This window comes from Pantoea sp. JZ2 (assembly GCF_035191405.1).
GTDB lineage: Bacteria > Pseudomonadota > Gammaproteobacteria > Enterobacterales > Enterobacteriaceae > Pantoea > Pantoea stewartii.
Genome location: NZ_CP045247.1, coordinates 1534257 through 1547137, shown reverse-complemented (window position 1 = coordinate 1547137; position 12881 = coordinate 1534257). Strand labels below are relative to the sequence as shown.

The 12881-nt window shown below is 54.7% G+C and carries 14 protein-coding genes; 4 read left to right on the top strand and 10 right to left on the bottom strand.

The window, feature by feature from the left end:
* The first annotated feature begins 15 nt into the window (after nucleotides 1-15).
* From cysK to crr, 4 genes are all read left to right on the top strand, one after another.
* Nucleotides 16-984 (top strand): cysteine synthase A, encoded by a 969-nt coding sequence (cysK, locus tag GC087_RS07690; RefSeq protein ID WP_033740801.1) that lies wholly within the window; start codon nucleotides 16-18, stop codon nucleotides 982-984.
* 390 nt (nucleotides 985-1374) lie between these two features.
* Nucleotides 1375-1632: a phosphocarrier protein Hpr gene (gene ptsH, locus GC087_RS07685; protein ID WP_003848868.1), complete on the top strand. Its 258-nt coding sequence runs from the start codon at nucleotides 1375-1377 to the stop codon at nucleotides 1630-1632.
* Nucleotides 1633-1791: 159 nt separating this feature from the next.
* The gene (gene ptsI / locus GC087_RS07680) at nucleotides 1792-3519 is read left to right on the top strand and encodes a phosphoenolpyruvate-protein phosphotransferase PtsI (RefSeq protein WP_006117799.1); all 1728 of its coding nucleotides are present in this window, start codon (nucleotides 1792-1794) and stop codon (nucleotides 3517-3519) included.
* A gap of 42 nt (nucleotides 3520-3561) precedes the next feature.
* Nucleotides 3562-4062, top strand: coding sequence for a PTS glucose transporter subunit IIA (crr, locus tag GC087_RS07675; RefSeq protein ID WP_006117800.1), 501 nt, complete (start codon nucleotides 3562-3564; stop codon nucleotides 4060-4062).
* Between the two features lie 52 nt (nucleotides 4063-4114).
* On the opposite strand, the gene GC087_RS07670 is transcribed toward crr, so the two are convergent.
* The 10 genes from GC087_RS07670 to GC087_RS07625 all read right to left on the bottom strand — a co-directional run bounded on the left by GC087_RS07670 (nucleotide 4115) and on the right by GC087_RS07625 (nucleotide 12874).
* The gene (locus GC087_RS07670; RefSeq protein ID WP_324030222.1) at nucleotides 4115-5464 is read right to left on the bottom strand and encodes an ATP-binding protein; all 1350 of its coding nucleotides are present in this window, start codon (nucleotides 5462-5464) and stop codon (nucleotides 4115-4117) included.
* Nucleotides 5461-6141: a response regulator transcription factor gene (locus GC087_RS07665; protein WP_006117802.1), complete on the bottom strand. Its 681-nt coding sequence runs from the start codon at nucleotides 6139-6141 to the stop codon at nucleotides 5461-5463. Before GC087_RS07665 ends, GC087_RS07670 begins: the two co-directional genes overlap by 4 nt.
* A 165-nt stretch (nucleotides 6142-6306) precedes the next feature.
* Nucleotides 6307-7188, bottom strand: coding sequence for a cysteine synthase CysM (cysM, locus tag GC087_RS07660; protein WP_054633373.1), 882 nt, complete (start codon nucleotides 7186-7188; stop codon nucleotides 6307-6309).
* Nucleotides 7189-7303: 115 nt separating this feature from the next.
* Entirely contained in the window at nucleotides 7304-8392 is a 1089-nt protein-coding gene (gene cysA, locus GC087_RS07655; RefSeq protein WP_205950625.1) for a sulfate/thiosulfate ABC transporter ATP-binding protein CysA, read from the bottom strand.
* The gene (gene cysW / locus GC087_RS07650; RefSeq protein ID WP_006117805.1) at nucleotides 8382-9257 is read right to left on the bottom strand and encodes a sulfate/thiosulfate ABC transporter permease CysW; all 876 of its coding nucleotides are present in this window, start codon (nucleotides 9255-9257) and stop codon (nucleotides 8382-8384) included. Before cysW ends, cysA begins: the two co-directional genes overlap by 11 nt.
* Complete coding sequence (gene cysT / locus GC087_RS07645; RefSeq protein ID WP_006117806.1) at nucleotides 9257-10090, bottom strand: sulfate/thiosulfate ABC transporter permease CysT; 834 nt, start codon at nucleotides 10088-10090, stop codon at nucleotides 9257-9259. The genes cysW and cysT overlap by 1 nt, the downstream gene beginning before the upstream one ends.
* Nucleotides 10090-11106: a sulfate ABC transporter substrate-binding protein gene (locus tag GC087_RS07640; protein WP_058701235.1), complete on the bottom strand. Its 1017-nt coding sequence runs from the start codon at nucleotides 11104-11106 to the stop codon at nucleotides 10090-10092. The genes cysT and GC087_RS07640 overlap by 1 nt, the downstream gene beginning before the upstream one ends.
* A gap of 207 nt (nucleotides 11107-11313) precedes the next feature.
* Complete coding sequence (locus tag GC087_RS07635) at nucleotides 11314-11934, bottom strand: RpoE-regulated lipoprotein (RefSeq protein WP_006117808.1); 621 nt, start codon at nucleotides 11932-11934, stop codon at nucleotides 11314-11316.
* A gap of 63 nt (nucleotides 11935-11997) precedes the next feature.
* Nucleotides 11998-12459 (bottom strand): DUF2919 domain-containing protein, encoded by a 462-nt coding sequence (locus tag GC087_RS07630; protein ID WP_324030219.1) that lies wholly within the window; start codon nucleotides 12457-12459, stop codon nucleotides 11998-12000.
* Nucleotides 12449-12874 (bottom strand): GNAT family acetyltransferase, encoded by a 426-nt coding sequence (locus GC087_RS07625; RefSeq protein WP_006117810.1) that lies wholly within the window; start codon nucleotides 12872-12874, stop codon nucleotides 12449-12451. Before GC087_RS07625 ends, GC087_RS07630 begins: the two co-directional genes overlap by 11 nt.
* Nucleotides 12875-12881: the final 7 nt, after the last annotated feature.

The window sequence follows — 12881 nt, the reverse complement described above, 5'->3', positions numbered from 1 at the left end:
AGTTAAGGACAGGCTATGAGTAAGATCTATGAAGACAACTCTTTGACAATTGGTCATACGCCGCTGGTTCGACTGAACCGCATCGGTAACGGCCGCATCCTTGCGAAGGTTGAGTCCCGTAACCCGAGCTTCAGTGTGAAATGCCGTATCGGTGCCAACATGATTTGGGACGCAGAAAAACGCGGTATTCTTAAGCAAGGTATTGAACTGGTTGAACCGACCAGCGGTAACACCGGTATTGCATTAGCCTACGTGGCCGCCGCGCGCGGTTACAAACTGACGCTGACCATGCCGGACACCATGTCTGTTGAGCGCCGTAAGTTGCTTAAAGCCCTGGGCGCAAATCTGGTCCTGACCGAAGGCGCAAAAGGCATGAAAGGCGCGATCGCCAAAGCCGAAGAGATCGTGGCCAGCGATCCCGACAAGTATTTGCTGCTGCAGCAGTTCAGTAACCCGGCCAACCCGGAAATTCACGAGAAAACCACCGGTCCCGAAATTTGGGAAGACACGGATGGTGAAGTGGATGTGTTCATTGCCGGTGTGGGGACCGGCGGCACGCTGACAGGCGTAAGCCGTTACATCAAAAACACCCAGGGTAAGAAATCCTTGATCACCGTGGCCGTAGAACCCACTGACTCACCGGTGATTGCGCAGGCGATGGCGGGCGAAGAGCTCAAACCCGGCCCGCATAAGATTCAGGGGATTGGCGCGGGCTTTATTCCGGGTAACCTGGATTTGGCGCTGATCGATTTAGCTGTCGGCATCACTAATGATGAAGCGATCGCCACGGCCCGTCGCCTGATGGAAGAAGAAGGCATTCTGGCCGGTATCTCTTCGGGTGCCGCCGTTGCCGCCGCGCTGAAGTTGCAGGAAGATGAAGCCTACGCCAACAAAAACATCGTTGTCATTCTTCCTTCTTCCGGTGAGCGCTATCTCAGCACCGCGCTGTTTGCCGATCTTTTTACGGAAAAAGAGCTGCAATAGCCCGAAGTTCGCCCTGGACAAACGCTTAAAAAGCACCCTGACGGGTGCTTTTTTGTGGCGCAGATCTCACTTTTACCATGCAGCCAATTGATTTCAGTCGTGTGGCTCTGGTATTTAGACTGCCAATTATTTCGATGCCTGAAATTAATCCTCCTTTGAAGTGGATCAAGCTGAATCAAGTTTCAGATTTAGTGAAAGGGCGAATCACGGCATAATTACCCGGTGACGTGCTCAACTCGTGTTTTGACACGCAGCGGGAATGAAACACTCATTCAAGCGCATTTGTTCGATTGTAAGTTGTATACCCGCGCACCTACACAGGCTAAAGTTACGGCTCCAGGCTAGACTTTAGATCCATAACACTCATCCTGAAAACGTTGGGGAAATAGAATGTTCCAGCAAGAAGTTACCATTACCGCACCAAACGGACTGCATACTCGCCCTGCTGCGCAATTTGTCAAAGAAGCTAAAGCCTTCCAGTCAGAAATCACCGTGACCTCCAACGGCAAATCGGCCAGCGCCAAAAGCCTGTTTAAGCTGCAGACTCTGGGTCTGACTCAGGGCACCGTTGTCACACTTTCTGCGGAAGGTGAAGATGAGCAAAAAGCCGTAGAGCATCTGGTTAAGCTGATGGCGGAACTGGAGTAATCTCCTTTCTGCTCCGCTTAAAACGACTCTTCTGCGCCATTGTGTGCAACATCTTGATCGCGGACAACCTGTCCGCGTTATTGCTTTCGTAGAGTACGTGTCACACGACTATGGCAACGCAACGAGTCCAGTCAGCCATCGTGATAAAAAGGTAGGGTTATGATTTCAGGCATTTTAGCATCACCAGGTATCGCTTTCGGCAAAGCTCTGCTGCTGAAAGAAGACGAGATCGTCATCAACCGTAAAAAAATTTCAGATGACCAGGTTGAGCAGGAGGTTCAGCGCTTTCTGCAAGGGCGTAGCAAAGCGGCTGAGCAACTTGAAGCCATTCGTATCAAAGCCAGCGAATCCCTGGGTGAAGAAAAAGCAGCCATCTTCGAAGGCCACATTATGTTGCTGGAAGACGAAGAGCTGGAGCAGGAAATCATCGACCTGATCAAAAAAGATCACGCCACTGCTGATGCTGCTGTGAACTCCGTCATCGACGCCCAGGCAAAAGCCCTGGAGGAGCTTGACGACGAATACCTGAAAGAGCGTGCGGCAGACGTGCGTGACATCGGTAAGCGTCTGCTGCAAAACATTTTAGGTCTGCACATTGTCGACCTGAGCGCAATCCAGGAAGAATCTATTCTGGTGGCGAAAGATTTAACGCCATCCGAGACCGCACAGCTGAATCTGAAAAAGGTGCTGGGCTTTATTACCGATTTGGGTGGCCGTACCTCGCACACCTCAATCATGGCACGCTCGTTAGAAATCCCGGCGATTGTCGGCACCGGTAACGTGACCGCCACCATCAAAAACGGCGATTTCATCATCCTGGACGGGGTGAACAATGCGATTCACGTTAATCCGTCTGAGGCGGTTCAGGAAGAGCTGAAAGCGGTTCAGAATCAGTATCTGTCTGAAAAACATGAGCTGGCGAAGCTGAAAGATCTGCCGGCTGTTACGCTGGATGGCCATCAGGTTGAAGTCTGCGCCAACATCGGTACGGTACGCGATATCGCCGGTGCCGAGCGCAACGGCGCAGAAGGTGTTGGCCTGTACCGCACTGAGTTCCTGTTTATGGATCGCGACTCACTGCCGACCGAAGAAGAGCAGTTCCAGGCGTATAAAGCGGTCGCAGAAGCCATGGGATCGCAGGCCGTGATCGTCCGTACCATGGATATTGGCGGTGATAAAGACCTGCCTTACATGAACCTGCCTAAAGAAGAAAACCCGTTCCTGGGCTGGCGCGCCATCCGTATTGCAATGGATCGTAAGGAAATTCTGCATGCACAGCTGCGTGCTATCTTACGTGCCTCTTCTTTCGGTAAGCTGCGCATCATGTTCCCGATGATCATTTCGGTTGAAGAAGTGCGTACGCTGAAAGCGGAACTGGAGCTGCTGAAAGCGCAGTTACGCGAAGAAGGTAAAGCGTTTGACGAGTCAATCGAAGTGGGCATTATGGTGGAAACGCCTGCCTCTGCCGTGATTGCACGTCACCTGGCGAAAGAAGTCGACTTCTTTAGCATTGGGACAAACGATTTGACGCAGTATACTCTTGCAGTAGATCGTGGTAATGATTTGATTTCGCACCTGTATAACCCGATGACGCCTTCGGTACTGAACCTCATCAAGCAAGTCATTGATGCGTCTCATGCTGAAGGTAAATGGACTGGCATGTGTGGTGAGCTGGCAGGTGACGAACGTGCTACACTACTGTTACTGGGAATGGGGCTGGACGAATTCAGCATGAGTGCCATTTCTATCCCTGGCATCAAGAAAATTATTCGTAATACACATTTCGAAGATGCGAAGGCGTTGGCAGAGCAGGCACTGGCTCAACCTACGGCGGAAGACTTGATGAACCTGGTGAACAAGTTCATTAAAGAAAAAACGCTCTGCTGATCCACGAGATGCTGGCCCCAAATTACTGCTTAGGAGAAGATCATGGGTTTGTTTTCTAAACTTTTTGGCGAAAAAACAGATAGCGCTGGGACAATTGATATCGTAGCGCCTCTGTCTGGCGAAATCGTGAATATTGAAGACGTACCAGATGTGGTGTTTGCAGAAAAAATCGTGGGTGACGGTATTGCGATCAAACCAAGCGGCAACAAAATGGTTGCGCCGGTTGATGGGACTATCGGCAAGATTTTCGAAACCAACCATGCCTTTTCAATCGAATCCGATAATGGCATTGAGCTGTTCGTGCATTTCGGCATCGATACCGTCGAACTGAAAGGCGAAGGCTTCAAACGCATCGCCGAAGAAGGTCAGAAGGTTAAAAAAGGCGACGTGGTGATCGAATTCGATCTGCCGCTGCTGGAAGAGAAAGCAAAATCCACACTGACCCCTGTTGTCATTTCCAATATGGATGAAATCAAGGATTTGACAAAACTGTCTGGTCAGGTCGTCGTGGGTGAAACCCCGGTGATTCGCATCAAAAAGTAATACACAAACGGCACCTCAGGGTGCCGTTCTCTTATGCTTCACGTCTCTGCGCTTAATGCGGCTGCCAGCGGGGCAAACGCAGTGTCAGCTCCAGTCCGCCTTCAGGCCGGTTAACCGCCCTGACCTCGCCATGATGCGCCAGTACCACTTTACGCACAATTGCCAGCCCCAGCCCGTAGCCTTTACCTAGTAACGGCGAATTGACCCGGACAAAGGGATCAAAGATGCTGGACAGCTTATTCTCATCGACGCCTGGCCCCTGATCCCGCACCTGAATCGCCAGCCACTGTTGCTCAACCTGCAGGCTGACCTCAATGCGCTGACCCGGCAGCGAAAAGCGTAAAGCATTACGCAGCACGTTCTCAATGCCTCGCCGGCATAACTCAGCATTCCCGCGTACGGTATGATCGGCCTGCTCATCAACGTTAAACACGACCTCGACGCCGGGGAGCTGCGCTTCATAACGGAGATCGGTAACCACCGCCTCTAATAAGCCGGCCAAATCAAAATAGTGTTCGCCCGGCACACTTTCATGCTCGGCACGCGCCAGGGTTAACAGTTCACCGATCATCTTATCCAGCCGCTGTGCCTCTTCGTCGATGCGATCCAGCGAGTCATTCACGTTTTCTGGCCGCTGTCGCGCCAGGCCCGTTGCCAGCTGCAGACGGGCAAGCGGCGAGCGCAGTTCATGAGAGATGTCATGAAGCAGGGCTTCACGGGCACGCACCAACGTGTCCAGGCGTTCAACCATGGCATCGAACGCCTGCGCCACGCTGGAGAGCTCGTCATGACGCTTACGCAGCGTAGGATAGAGCCTGATGCTTAAGTCGCCATTGGCTACTCGCGAAAAACCTTCACGCAGTTGTCGCATAGGGCGCGTCAGGTTCCATGCCAGCAGCAGGCTAAACAGCAACCCCACAGACCCGGCGAAAATGAACATGGGCTCAGGAATATTCAGGAAATTATGTGGCCGCCCCTCCCGGCTCATTGTGCGTATGCCTTTCAGATCGTACAGCAGCTCATAGCTCTTGCCGTCCGGGCTCTGTGCCTGGCGCACAAGATGGTCGGGAAAAAAGGATTTTTCGGGCGTTTCGGGCGCAAGCGGCGGTGCCTCTGCGTTGCGGAGATTATCCAGTGCACGTACATGCAAAAACGCCCGATCTTCCGGGGCCCACTCCGCCATCATCGCATCCAGCGCTGACGGGCCGCCCCGCTCCAGCACCGACACGGCTGATGCCATCAGCGCGTCAGCCAGCCGCTGGGTGACCAAATATTCAGGGGGATGATGTCGCGTACCGGAGAGTGAGAAACCCAGCCAGATCAGCTGACTGATAATCAGGAAAACCAGCCAGAACCCCAGCAGGATCTTCCAGAACATGCGCCCACGGTAAGTTTGATTCATCGAATGCGATAACCAATGCTGCGAACGGTTTCGATGGTGATGCTGTCGGCGGTGAGCGCGCTGAGCTTCTGACGGATATTACTGATATGCACATCCACGCTGCGATCGTACGCTTCACGCGGTCGTCCCAGGCCTTTCTCAGACAGCTCGTCTTTCGTCACCACCCGGTCCGGTGAACGCAGCAGCAAATCCAGCAGATTAAATTCAGAGGCGGTCAGATCAAAGGCTTTCCCCTGCCATTCCGTCACGCGGTTGGCCGCATTGAGTGTTAACTCTCCCCATTGCAGCGTCTCTTTTTTATCCTGCAGAGGCGCATGCTCTTCAATCCGACGCAGTACGGCACGCAAGCGCGCCACCAACTCACGGGGATAACACGGCTTGGGCATATAGTCATCGGCCCCCATTTCCAGGCCGATAACCCGATCAATATTGTCGCCCTTGGCCGTCAGCATAATCACCGGCAGACGGCTTTGCTGGCGCACCTGCCGCAGGACATCGGTGCCGCTCATATCCGGCAGCATAATATCCAGAATCATGGCGCTGTACTCACCGGACAGCGCCCCCTGCACACCGGCAGTGCCGGTTAACACCAGTTGCGTATCAAAGCCTTCCGTGATCAGATACTGGCTCAGCATCGTGCCTAATTCTACGTCGTCATCTACCAGCAGGATTTTCATTGTTATCTCTCTTACGTCACTGGCGCTATTTTGAACCGGGCCAGCGAAACGCGCAGCCAGTTTTACGCGATCCTTACAGATGCCAGTAAGCTTAGCCAAATAAACAAGACTCAGGCAGCCGACGGCGCAGCATAAGCCTTCAGAGGGCGTAATGGCTGCGTGGCGTTACTGATAAACGCCGGTAGAGAGATAGCGATCGCCACGGTCACAAACAATGGCCACCACGACGCTTCCAGGATGGGCGCTGGCAATACGCAGCGCGCCCGCGACCGATCCGCCTGAGCTGACGCCGCAGAAAATACCTTCACGCCGGGCCAACGCCCGCATGGTCTCTTCGGCTTCCTGCTGCCCCATATCAATTACCTCATCCACCAACTCGGGCCGATAAATGCCGGGCAAATACGCCTGAGGCCAGCGGCGAATCCCAGGAATGCTACTGCCTTCTTTAGGCTGCAGGCCAATCACTTTCACGCCCGTCTTATGTTCTTTTAAAAACCGCCCTACGCCGGTAATCGTGCCGGTGGTGCCCATACTGGAGACAAAGTGCGTCATGCGCTGATTCGACTGGGCCCACAGCTCCGGTCCCGTGGTCTGGTAGTGGCCCAGTGGATTGTCCGGGTTATTAAACTGGTCCAGCACCCTTCCCTCACCGCGCGCCGCCATCGCCTGGGCTAAATCACGCGCGCCCTCCATACCCTGCTCCCGACCTATCAGGACTAGCTCGGCCCCATAGGCACGCATCGCATCCTGCCGCTCCTGGCTCATATTATCCGGCATCAGTAAGCGCAACCGGTAGCCTTTCATCGCCGCAATCATCGCCAGCGCGATACCGGTGTTGCCACTGGTGGCCTCAATCAGCTGATCGCCCGGTGTTATCTCGCCTCGCCGTTCCGCCTGATGAATCATTGACCAGGCTGCGCGATCTTTGACGGAACCTGCGGGGTTGTTGCCCTCCAGTTTCAGCCAGATCTCACTGCCATTGTCAGGCGTCAGGCGCTGTAACCTGATAAGCGGTGTATTACCGATTGTGTGTTCCAGAGTGGTCACGGTGCATATCCTGGCGAAACGATACCGTTACGAATCAGGCCAGAGCCTGAGGTATGGCGGTATAAACATTAAAAAAGGGCGGGACATTGTCCCGCCCTGCGTGAAAAAGAAAATATCAGGCGCTGTGCGCAAAGGCAACTGCCCGCAATGGCGTGGCGCCCTGATAGAGCCGGGCCTGTTGCAGCCCGACAAACAGGCGCTCGCCGCGCAGTGGCGCGGTCTGGTCACCGTCGAACACCAGCGAGAAAGGTTCGCTCTGCCAGCCCGCAGGCTGAACGACCAACTGCCAGAAATGGCCACGCGGACTCACCTCAAGGACCTGTACCGGTAAAGGGGTTTCCAGGCTGCTTTTACGCGAAACATCAATTTCCCAGGGACGCAGGAACAGATCAACCGCGCCCTGATGGGCGGAGGTATAGCCTAACGGCCAGTGATGCGCCCCGACATGGAACTGGGAACCATGAACCTCACCGTCAAAGCGGTTAACTTCGCCCAGGAATTCCAGCACGAAGCGCGTCGCCGGATCGCGCCAGACCTCATCCGGCGTGCCCACCTGCTCGATGCTGCCCTGACTCATCACCACGACGCGGTCGGCAACTTCCATTGCCTCTTCCTGATCGTGCGTGACAAACACGCTGGTGAATTTTAATTCTTCATGAAGCTGGCGTAACCAGCGGCGCAGCTCTTTACGCACCTGGGCATCCAGCGCACCGAAAGGCTCATCCAGCAGCAGAATTTGCGGCTCGACGGCCAGTGCTCTTGCCAGCGCCACGCGCTGCTTCTGACCACCCGAGAGCTGAGCCGGAAAGCGGTTTGCCAGATGCGACAGCTGCACCATCTCCAGCAGACGTGTTACACGATTTTTGATTTCGGCACTGGATGGCCGCTCACGACGCGGCAGCACGGTCAGGCCAAAGGCAATGTTGTCAAACACGGTCATATGGCGGAACAGCGCATAGTGTTGAAAAACAAACCCGACTTTACGATCGCGGGCATGCAGGCGACTGACGTCATACTCATGAAAACGAATCTGGCCGCTGTTCTGATGCTCCAGCCCGGCGATAATACGCAGCAGGGTCGTTTTACCGGAACCGGACGGCCCCAGCAACGCCACCATCTGGCCCGACGGGATATCCAGTGAAATATCGTTCAGCACCGCTGTGCGACCAAAGGATTTGTTGATTTGTTTAATCTCAATGCTCATGATTTTCCTCCAGTTGCAGGCGTTTGTGCTGCTGCTCTAAGCGCCACTGCACAATGCTTTTCAAAAACAGGGTCAGGATGGCCATGACGGTCAGCAACGCGGCGGCAGTGAAGGCACCCACCGTGTTGTAATCCTGATGCAGTAATTCGACCTGAAGCGGCAAAGTGTAGGTTTCGCCGCGAATGGAGCCGGATACCACAGATACCGCACCGAACTCGCCAATGGCGCGGGCATTGGTCAGCACCACGCCGTACAGCATTGCCCAGCGAATATTCGGTAACGTCACACGGCGAAACATCTGCCAGCCCGACGCGCCCAACAGCACCGCAGCCTCATCTTCATGACTGCCCTGGCTCAGCATGACCGGCACCAGTTCGCGAACCACGAACGGACAGGTCACGAAGACGGTGACCAGCACCATACCCGGCCAGGTGAACATCACCTGAATATTGTGGGCATCCAGCCAGCCGCCTGCCGGACCGTTAATGCCCCAGAACAGCAGGTACATCAGGCCAGCCACAACCGGCGAGACCGCGAACGGAATATCAAACAGGGTTAACAACAGCTGGCGACCAGGAAACGTAAAGCGGGTGACCAGCCAGGCCAGCAAGGTGCCGAAGACCAGATTAACCGGCACGGTAATCAGCGCCACCAGTACGGTCAGCCAAATCGCGTGCAGCATATCGCTGTCGGTCAGGTTACGCAGAGTCAGGCCAAGCCCGCTGTGCAGCGCTTCCCAGAAGATGGAGACCATCGGCACCACCAGCAGCAGCACCGAGATCAGCACACCCGTGCCGATAAGCAGCCATTTACCCCAGTTTACGGGCTGGCGATCGGCATGATTGAGTTGCGAAATATCGGCCATCAGTGACCTCCCAGACGACGGCCAAAGCGGCTCTGTAAGGTATTAATGGCAAACAGCAGCAGCAACGACGCCGCCAGAATGACCGACGCGATGGCGCTGGCGGCCGGATAATCAAACTCCTGCAGACGGACAAAAATCATCAGTGAGGTCACTTCTGTTTTCCAGGCAATATTGCCCGCGATAAAGATCACCGCGCCAAACTCGCCCAGGCTGCGGGTAAACGACAGCGCAGTGCCCGCCAGCAACGCCGGAGCCACTTCCGGCAGCACAACGCGACGGAAACTTTGCCAGGGCGTTGCGCCCAGAGTCTGCGCCGCCTCTTCGTATTCCGGACCTAACTCTTCCAGCACCGGCTGCACCGTCCGGACAACAAACGGGATACTGGTGAAGGCCATCGCCAGCGCGATACCAATCCAGGTGTAGGAAATCTTAATGTCGAAATGAGCAAACCATTGACCGTACCAGCCGTTTACCGAAAACAGACCGGCCAGGGTTAACCCTGCGACGGCGGTTGGCAATGCAAAGGGCAAATCCATTAAACCATCCAGCAGCGTGCGACCCGGGAAGCGATAACGCGTTAAAACCCAGGCCATCAGCATGCCAAACAGGGCATTGAACAATGAGGCAACGCCGGCCGACAGCAGCGTCACTTTATAGGCTGCAATCAGCTGGGGATTGGTCACCACGTCCCAGTATTGCTGCAATGTCATCTGCGACAACTGCATGATGAGGGCGCTGATGGGCAGCAGCAGAATCAGGCAGGTAAACAGCAGACTGGTGCCCAGGCTCAGGCCGAAACCGGGCAAAACACGTTTTTGGCTGGCTGCAAACATTATCCACGCCCCGCCGCTAACAGTTGATCCAGTTCACCGCCACTTTCGAAATGGGTTTTCATAACGTTATTCCAGCTACCAAATACGTCTTCAACCCGAAACAGCTGTGTGGCTGGAAAGCGATCTTTTTGCTGCTCCATCAGCTGCGGATTGTTCACGCGATAATAAAAGTCCGTAATGATTTTCTGTGCCTCGGGCGAATACAGCCAGGTCAGATAAGCCTTCGCCGCGTCGGCTGTTTTATTGTGTTCAACGTTTTTATCGACCCAGGCGACGGGGAACTCCGCCAGGATATCGGTTTTTGGCACCACGACTTCGTAATCCTCTTTACCGTACTGATTACGAATGGTGTTGACCTCCGATTCGAAGCTGATCAGCACATCCCCTAAACCGCGTTCAGCAAAGGTGGTGGTGGCGCCGCGTCCGCCTGTGTCGAAAACCTCGACGTTTTTCAGAAACTGTGTCATCCAGGCGCGCGTTTTTGCCTGGTCGCCGCCGTCCGCTTTCTCTGCGGCACCCCAGGCGGCAAGATAGGTATAACGCCCGTTACCCGAGGTCTTCGGATTCGGGAAAATCAGCTTCACGTCGTCACGGGTTAGATCGGACCAGTCATGAATCTGCTTAGGGTTACCCTTGCGAACCAGAAACGCCATGGTGGAATAAAACGGTGAACTGTGATTCGGCAGGCGCGTTTGCCAGTCGGCCGGGATCAGTTTGCCTTTGTCATGCAGCACCTGTACATCCGTCACCTGATTATAGGTCACCACATCGGCACGCAGCCCTTGCAGGATGGCCAGCGCCTGTTTAGAAGAACCCGCATGCGACATTTTGATGGTGAGTTTATCGTCCGGATGTTGCGCATCCCACTGGCTGACAAAAGGCGCGTTCAGGGCGACGAACAGTTCACGTGAAACGTCATAAGAGCTGTTTAACAGCTCTGTGGCGTGCGCGGCGCCAGCAAGGCCCAGCGACAGCGCGATTCCGCTCACGATTTTTTTCATCGCTTTGAAGGTCATGGTTCACCCTGAAGAAATTTGATGCAGATCTCATCCGCAGATACAGCAGTTTATTTATAACTCAGCGTAAACCCGTAACGGTTTTATATATCGTTTGTTGATTTCAAAGTCGAAAAAGGCATAAGGCGGCGGGAAAAGAATGCGCAAAAACAGAATTGGGTTGGCAGGGCGCACTGAACGCCCTGCGGGAGGCAAAAATTACGGAGCTTAACGCTGCCAGACGAACTTGCTGAGTTTCCAGCTTTTCAGCGTGTCATCGGCGGGCAGTAATCCTTCCGGACCGTGCCAGGTCCCGCTGTAAACATAGCGTAGATGCGGGCTGCCAGGCACACGGCATTCGACGTCATGATTGTCTAACCCGGCAGCCACAATGCAGTTATTAAAGGCTTTGTCATATCTGGCGCTAAACGCATCGCCAATTTTGCTGCCGTCGGCACTGGCGATGTCGTTGTCCGTCACCTCAATGCGGTCAACCTGTGACTGACCATAGATGACCAGCTTAACCTGACCGTCCTTCATCGCCTGCCAGAAGGACACCACCTGACCGTTCTGGCCACGCATGCCCTGACGCAGATCGTAGTTGCCCTTAAGCCCGTCTTTGATGGCCGATTCGTTCATCGCCGTGGCACTGTTGATCCCACCAACGCCCTGATCGCTGATCGTCAGTGAAGGACCAAACCAGTTCCATGGCAGCGCAGAAGCCCAGTGGTAACTCAATGGATTCCACCAGCGTACCTGCTGGCTGCTGTTGGCGTCAGGGCCGGAGGAACTGGCACACCCACTGACCAGCATGGCCACCGTCAGTATCGTGTAACGAACAGCTTTCATGAAAACTCCTGTTAATAAATAGACCTGGGCAAAACGGATTGGAGTCGCAAAGCGGCAAAAAGTTTATTCGGGATCGTGTGGCGGCAAAAAGCAGGCGCGAAGCCGGATACTGATCAGTAACCACAGCAGTGCCAGCAGATCAAACAGCGTAAACAGCAGCGGCAACGGTGAGCTGAGCAGATCGGTCTGGACGAGTTGTACGCTCTGCCAGAGCAAATTCGCCCCTAACGATACCACCAGCACCAGGCGCCAGCTGCGCCACACTCGGGGTAAACGCGACCGGTAGCCCGTGAGCAACAGCCCCGACAGCGCTGGCAGACCCAACACCAGTCCTGACCAGAACGCCTGGCGATCCGGATAGAAAAGGGCCAGAAGATCGTTTCCCTGCTGGCGTGACGCGCCGGCCATCACCAGGAGCCACCAGGTGCGCGACTGCAATAGCAGAATCAGCCAGAAAAGAAACGGCAGGCGCAGTTGCCCTTTGTCGTCGTACTCCTCAGGCGGCCAGACCGAATTAATATTCACGATCTTCGATTAAACGTTTGCCCAGCAACACCACATCGACCGTTTCATAATCCAGCTTTTCATAGAAGGCAACGACCTGGTCGTTCTCTTCCCGCACCATCAGGTGAATTTTAGGGCAACCGCGCGCAATGAGTTTTTTCTCCAGGCGATTCATCAGGGCATTGGCAAAGCCGCGGCCCTGATAATCCGGATGCACCGCCAGATAGTAAGCCGCGCCACGGTGACCATCGTAACCGCCCATTACGGTACCGACGACTTCGCCCCCGACTTCCGCCACCAGAAACAGGTCGGCGTCATGATGCATTTTGCGTTCGATGTCCAGCTCCGGATCGTTCCATGGCCGTAACAAATCGCAGCGTTCCCAGAGCGTGATCACTTCTTCAAAATCTTCCTGGCGGAAGGTGCGGATTTCCATCTTCTGT

Excerpts from the sequence above, each read along its gene's own strand:
- crr (WP_006117800.1), top strand. The coding sequence starts at position 3,562 with ATGGGTTTGTTTTCTAAACTTTTTGGCGAAAAAACAGATAGCGCTGGG.
- cysK (WP_033740801.1), top strand. The coding sequence starts at position 16 with ATGAGTAAGATCTATGAAGACAACTCTTTGACAATTGGTCATACGCCG.
- ptsH (WP_003848868.1), top strand. The coding sequence starts at position 1,375 with ATGTTCCAGCAAGAAGTTACCATTACCGCACCAAACGGACTGCATACT.
- GC087_RS07640 (WP_058701235.1), bottom strand. The coding sequence starts at position 11,106 with ATGACCTTCAAAGCGATGAAAAAAATCGTGAGCGGAATCGCGCTGTCG.
- cysW (WP_006117805.1), bottom strand. The coding sequence starts at position 9,257 with ATGGCCGATATTTCGCAACTCAATCATGCCGATCGCCAGCCCGTAAAC.
- GC087_RS07670 (WP_324030222.1), bottom strand. The coding sequence starts at position 5,464 with ATGAATCAAACTTACCGTGGGCGCATGTTCTGGAAGATCCTGCTGGGG.
- cysA (WP_205950625.1), bottom strand. The coding sequence starts at position 8,392 with ATGAGCATTGAGATTAAACAAATCAACAAATCCTTTGGTCGCACAGCG.
- GC087_RS07625 (WP_006117810.1), bottom strand. The coding sequence starts at position 12,874 with ATGGAAATCCGCACCTTCCGCCAGGAAGATTTTGAAGAAGTGATCACG.
- GC087_RS07665 (WP_006117802.1), bottom strand. The coding sequence starts at position 6,141 with ATGAAAATCCTGCTGGTAGATGACGACGTAGAATTAGGCACGATGCTG.
- GC087_RS07635 (WP_006117808.1), bottom strand. The coding sequence starts at position 11,934 with ATGAAAGCTGTTCGTTACACGATACTGACGGTGGCCATGCTGGTCAGT.
- ptsI (WP_006117799.1), top strand. The coding sequence starts at position 1,792 with ATGATTTCAGGCATTTTAGCATCACCAGGTATCGCTTTCGGCAAAGCT.
- cysT (WP_006117806.1), bottom strand. The coding sequence starts at position 10,090 with ATGTTTGCAGCCAGCCAAAAACGTGTTTTGCCCGGTTTCGGCCTGAGC.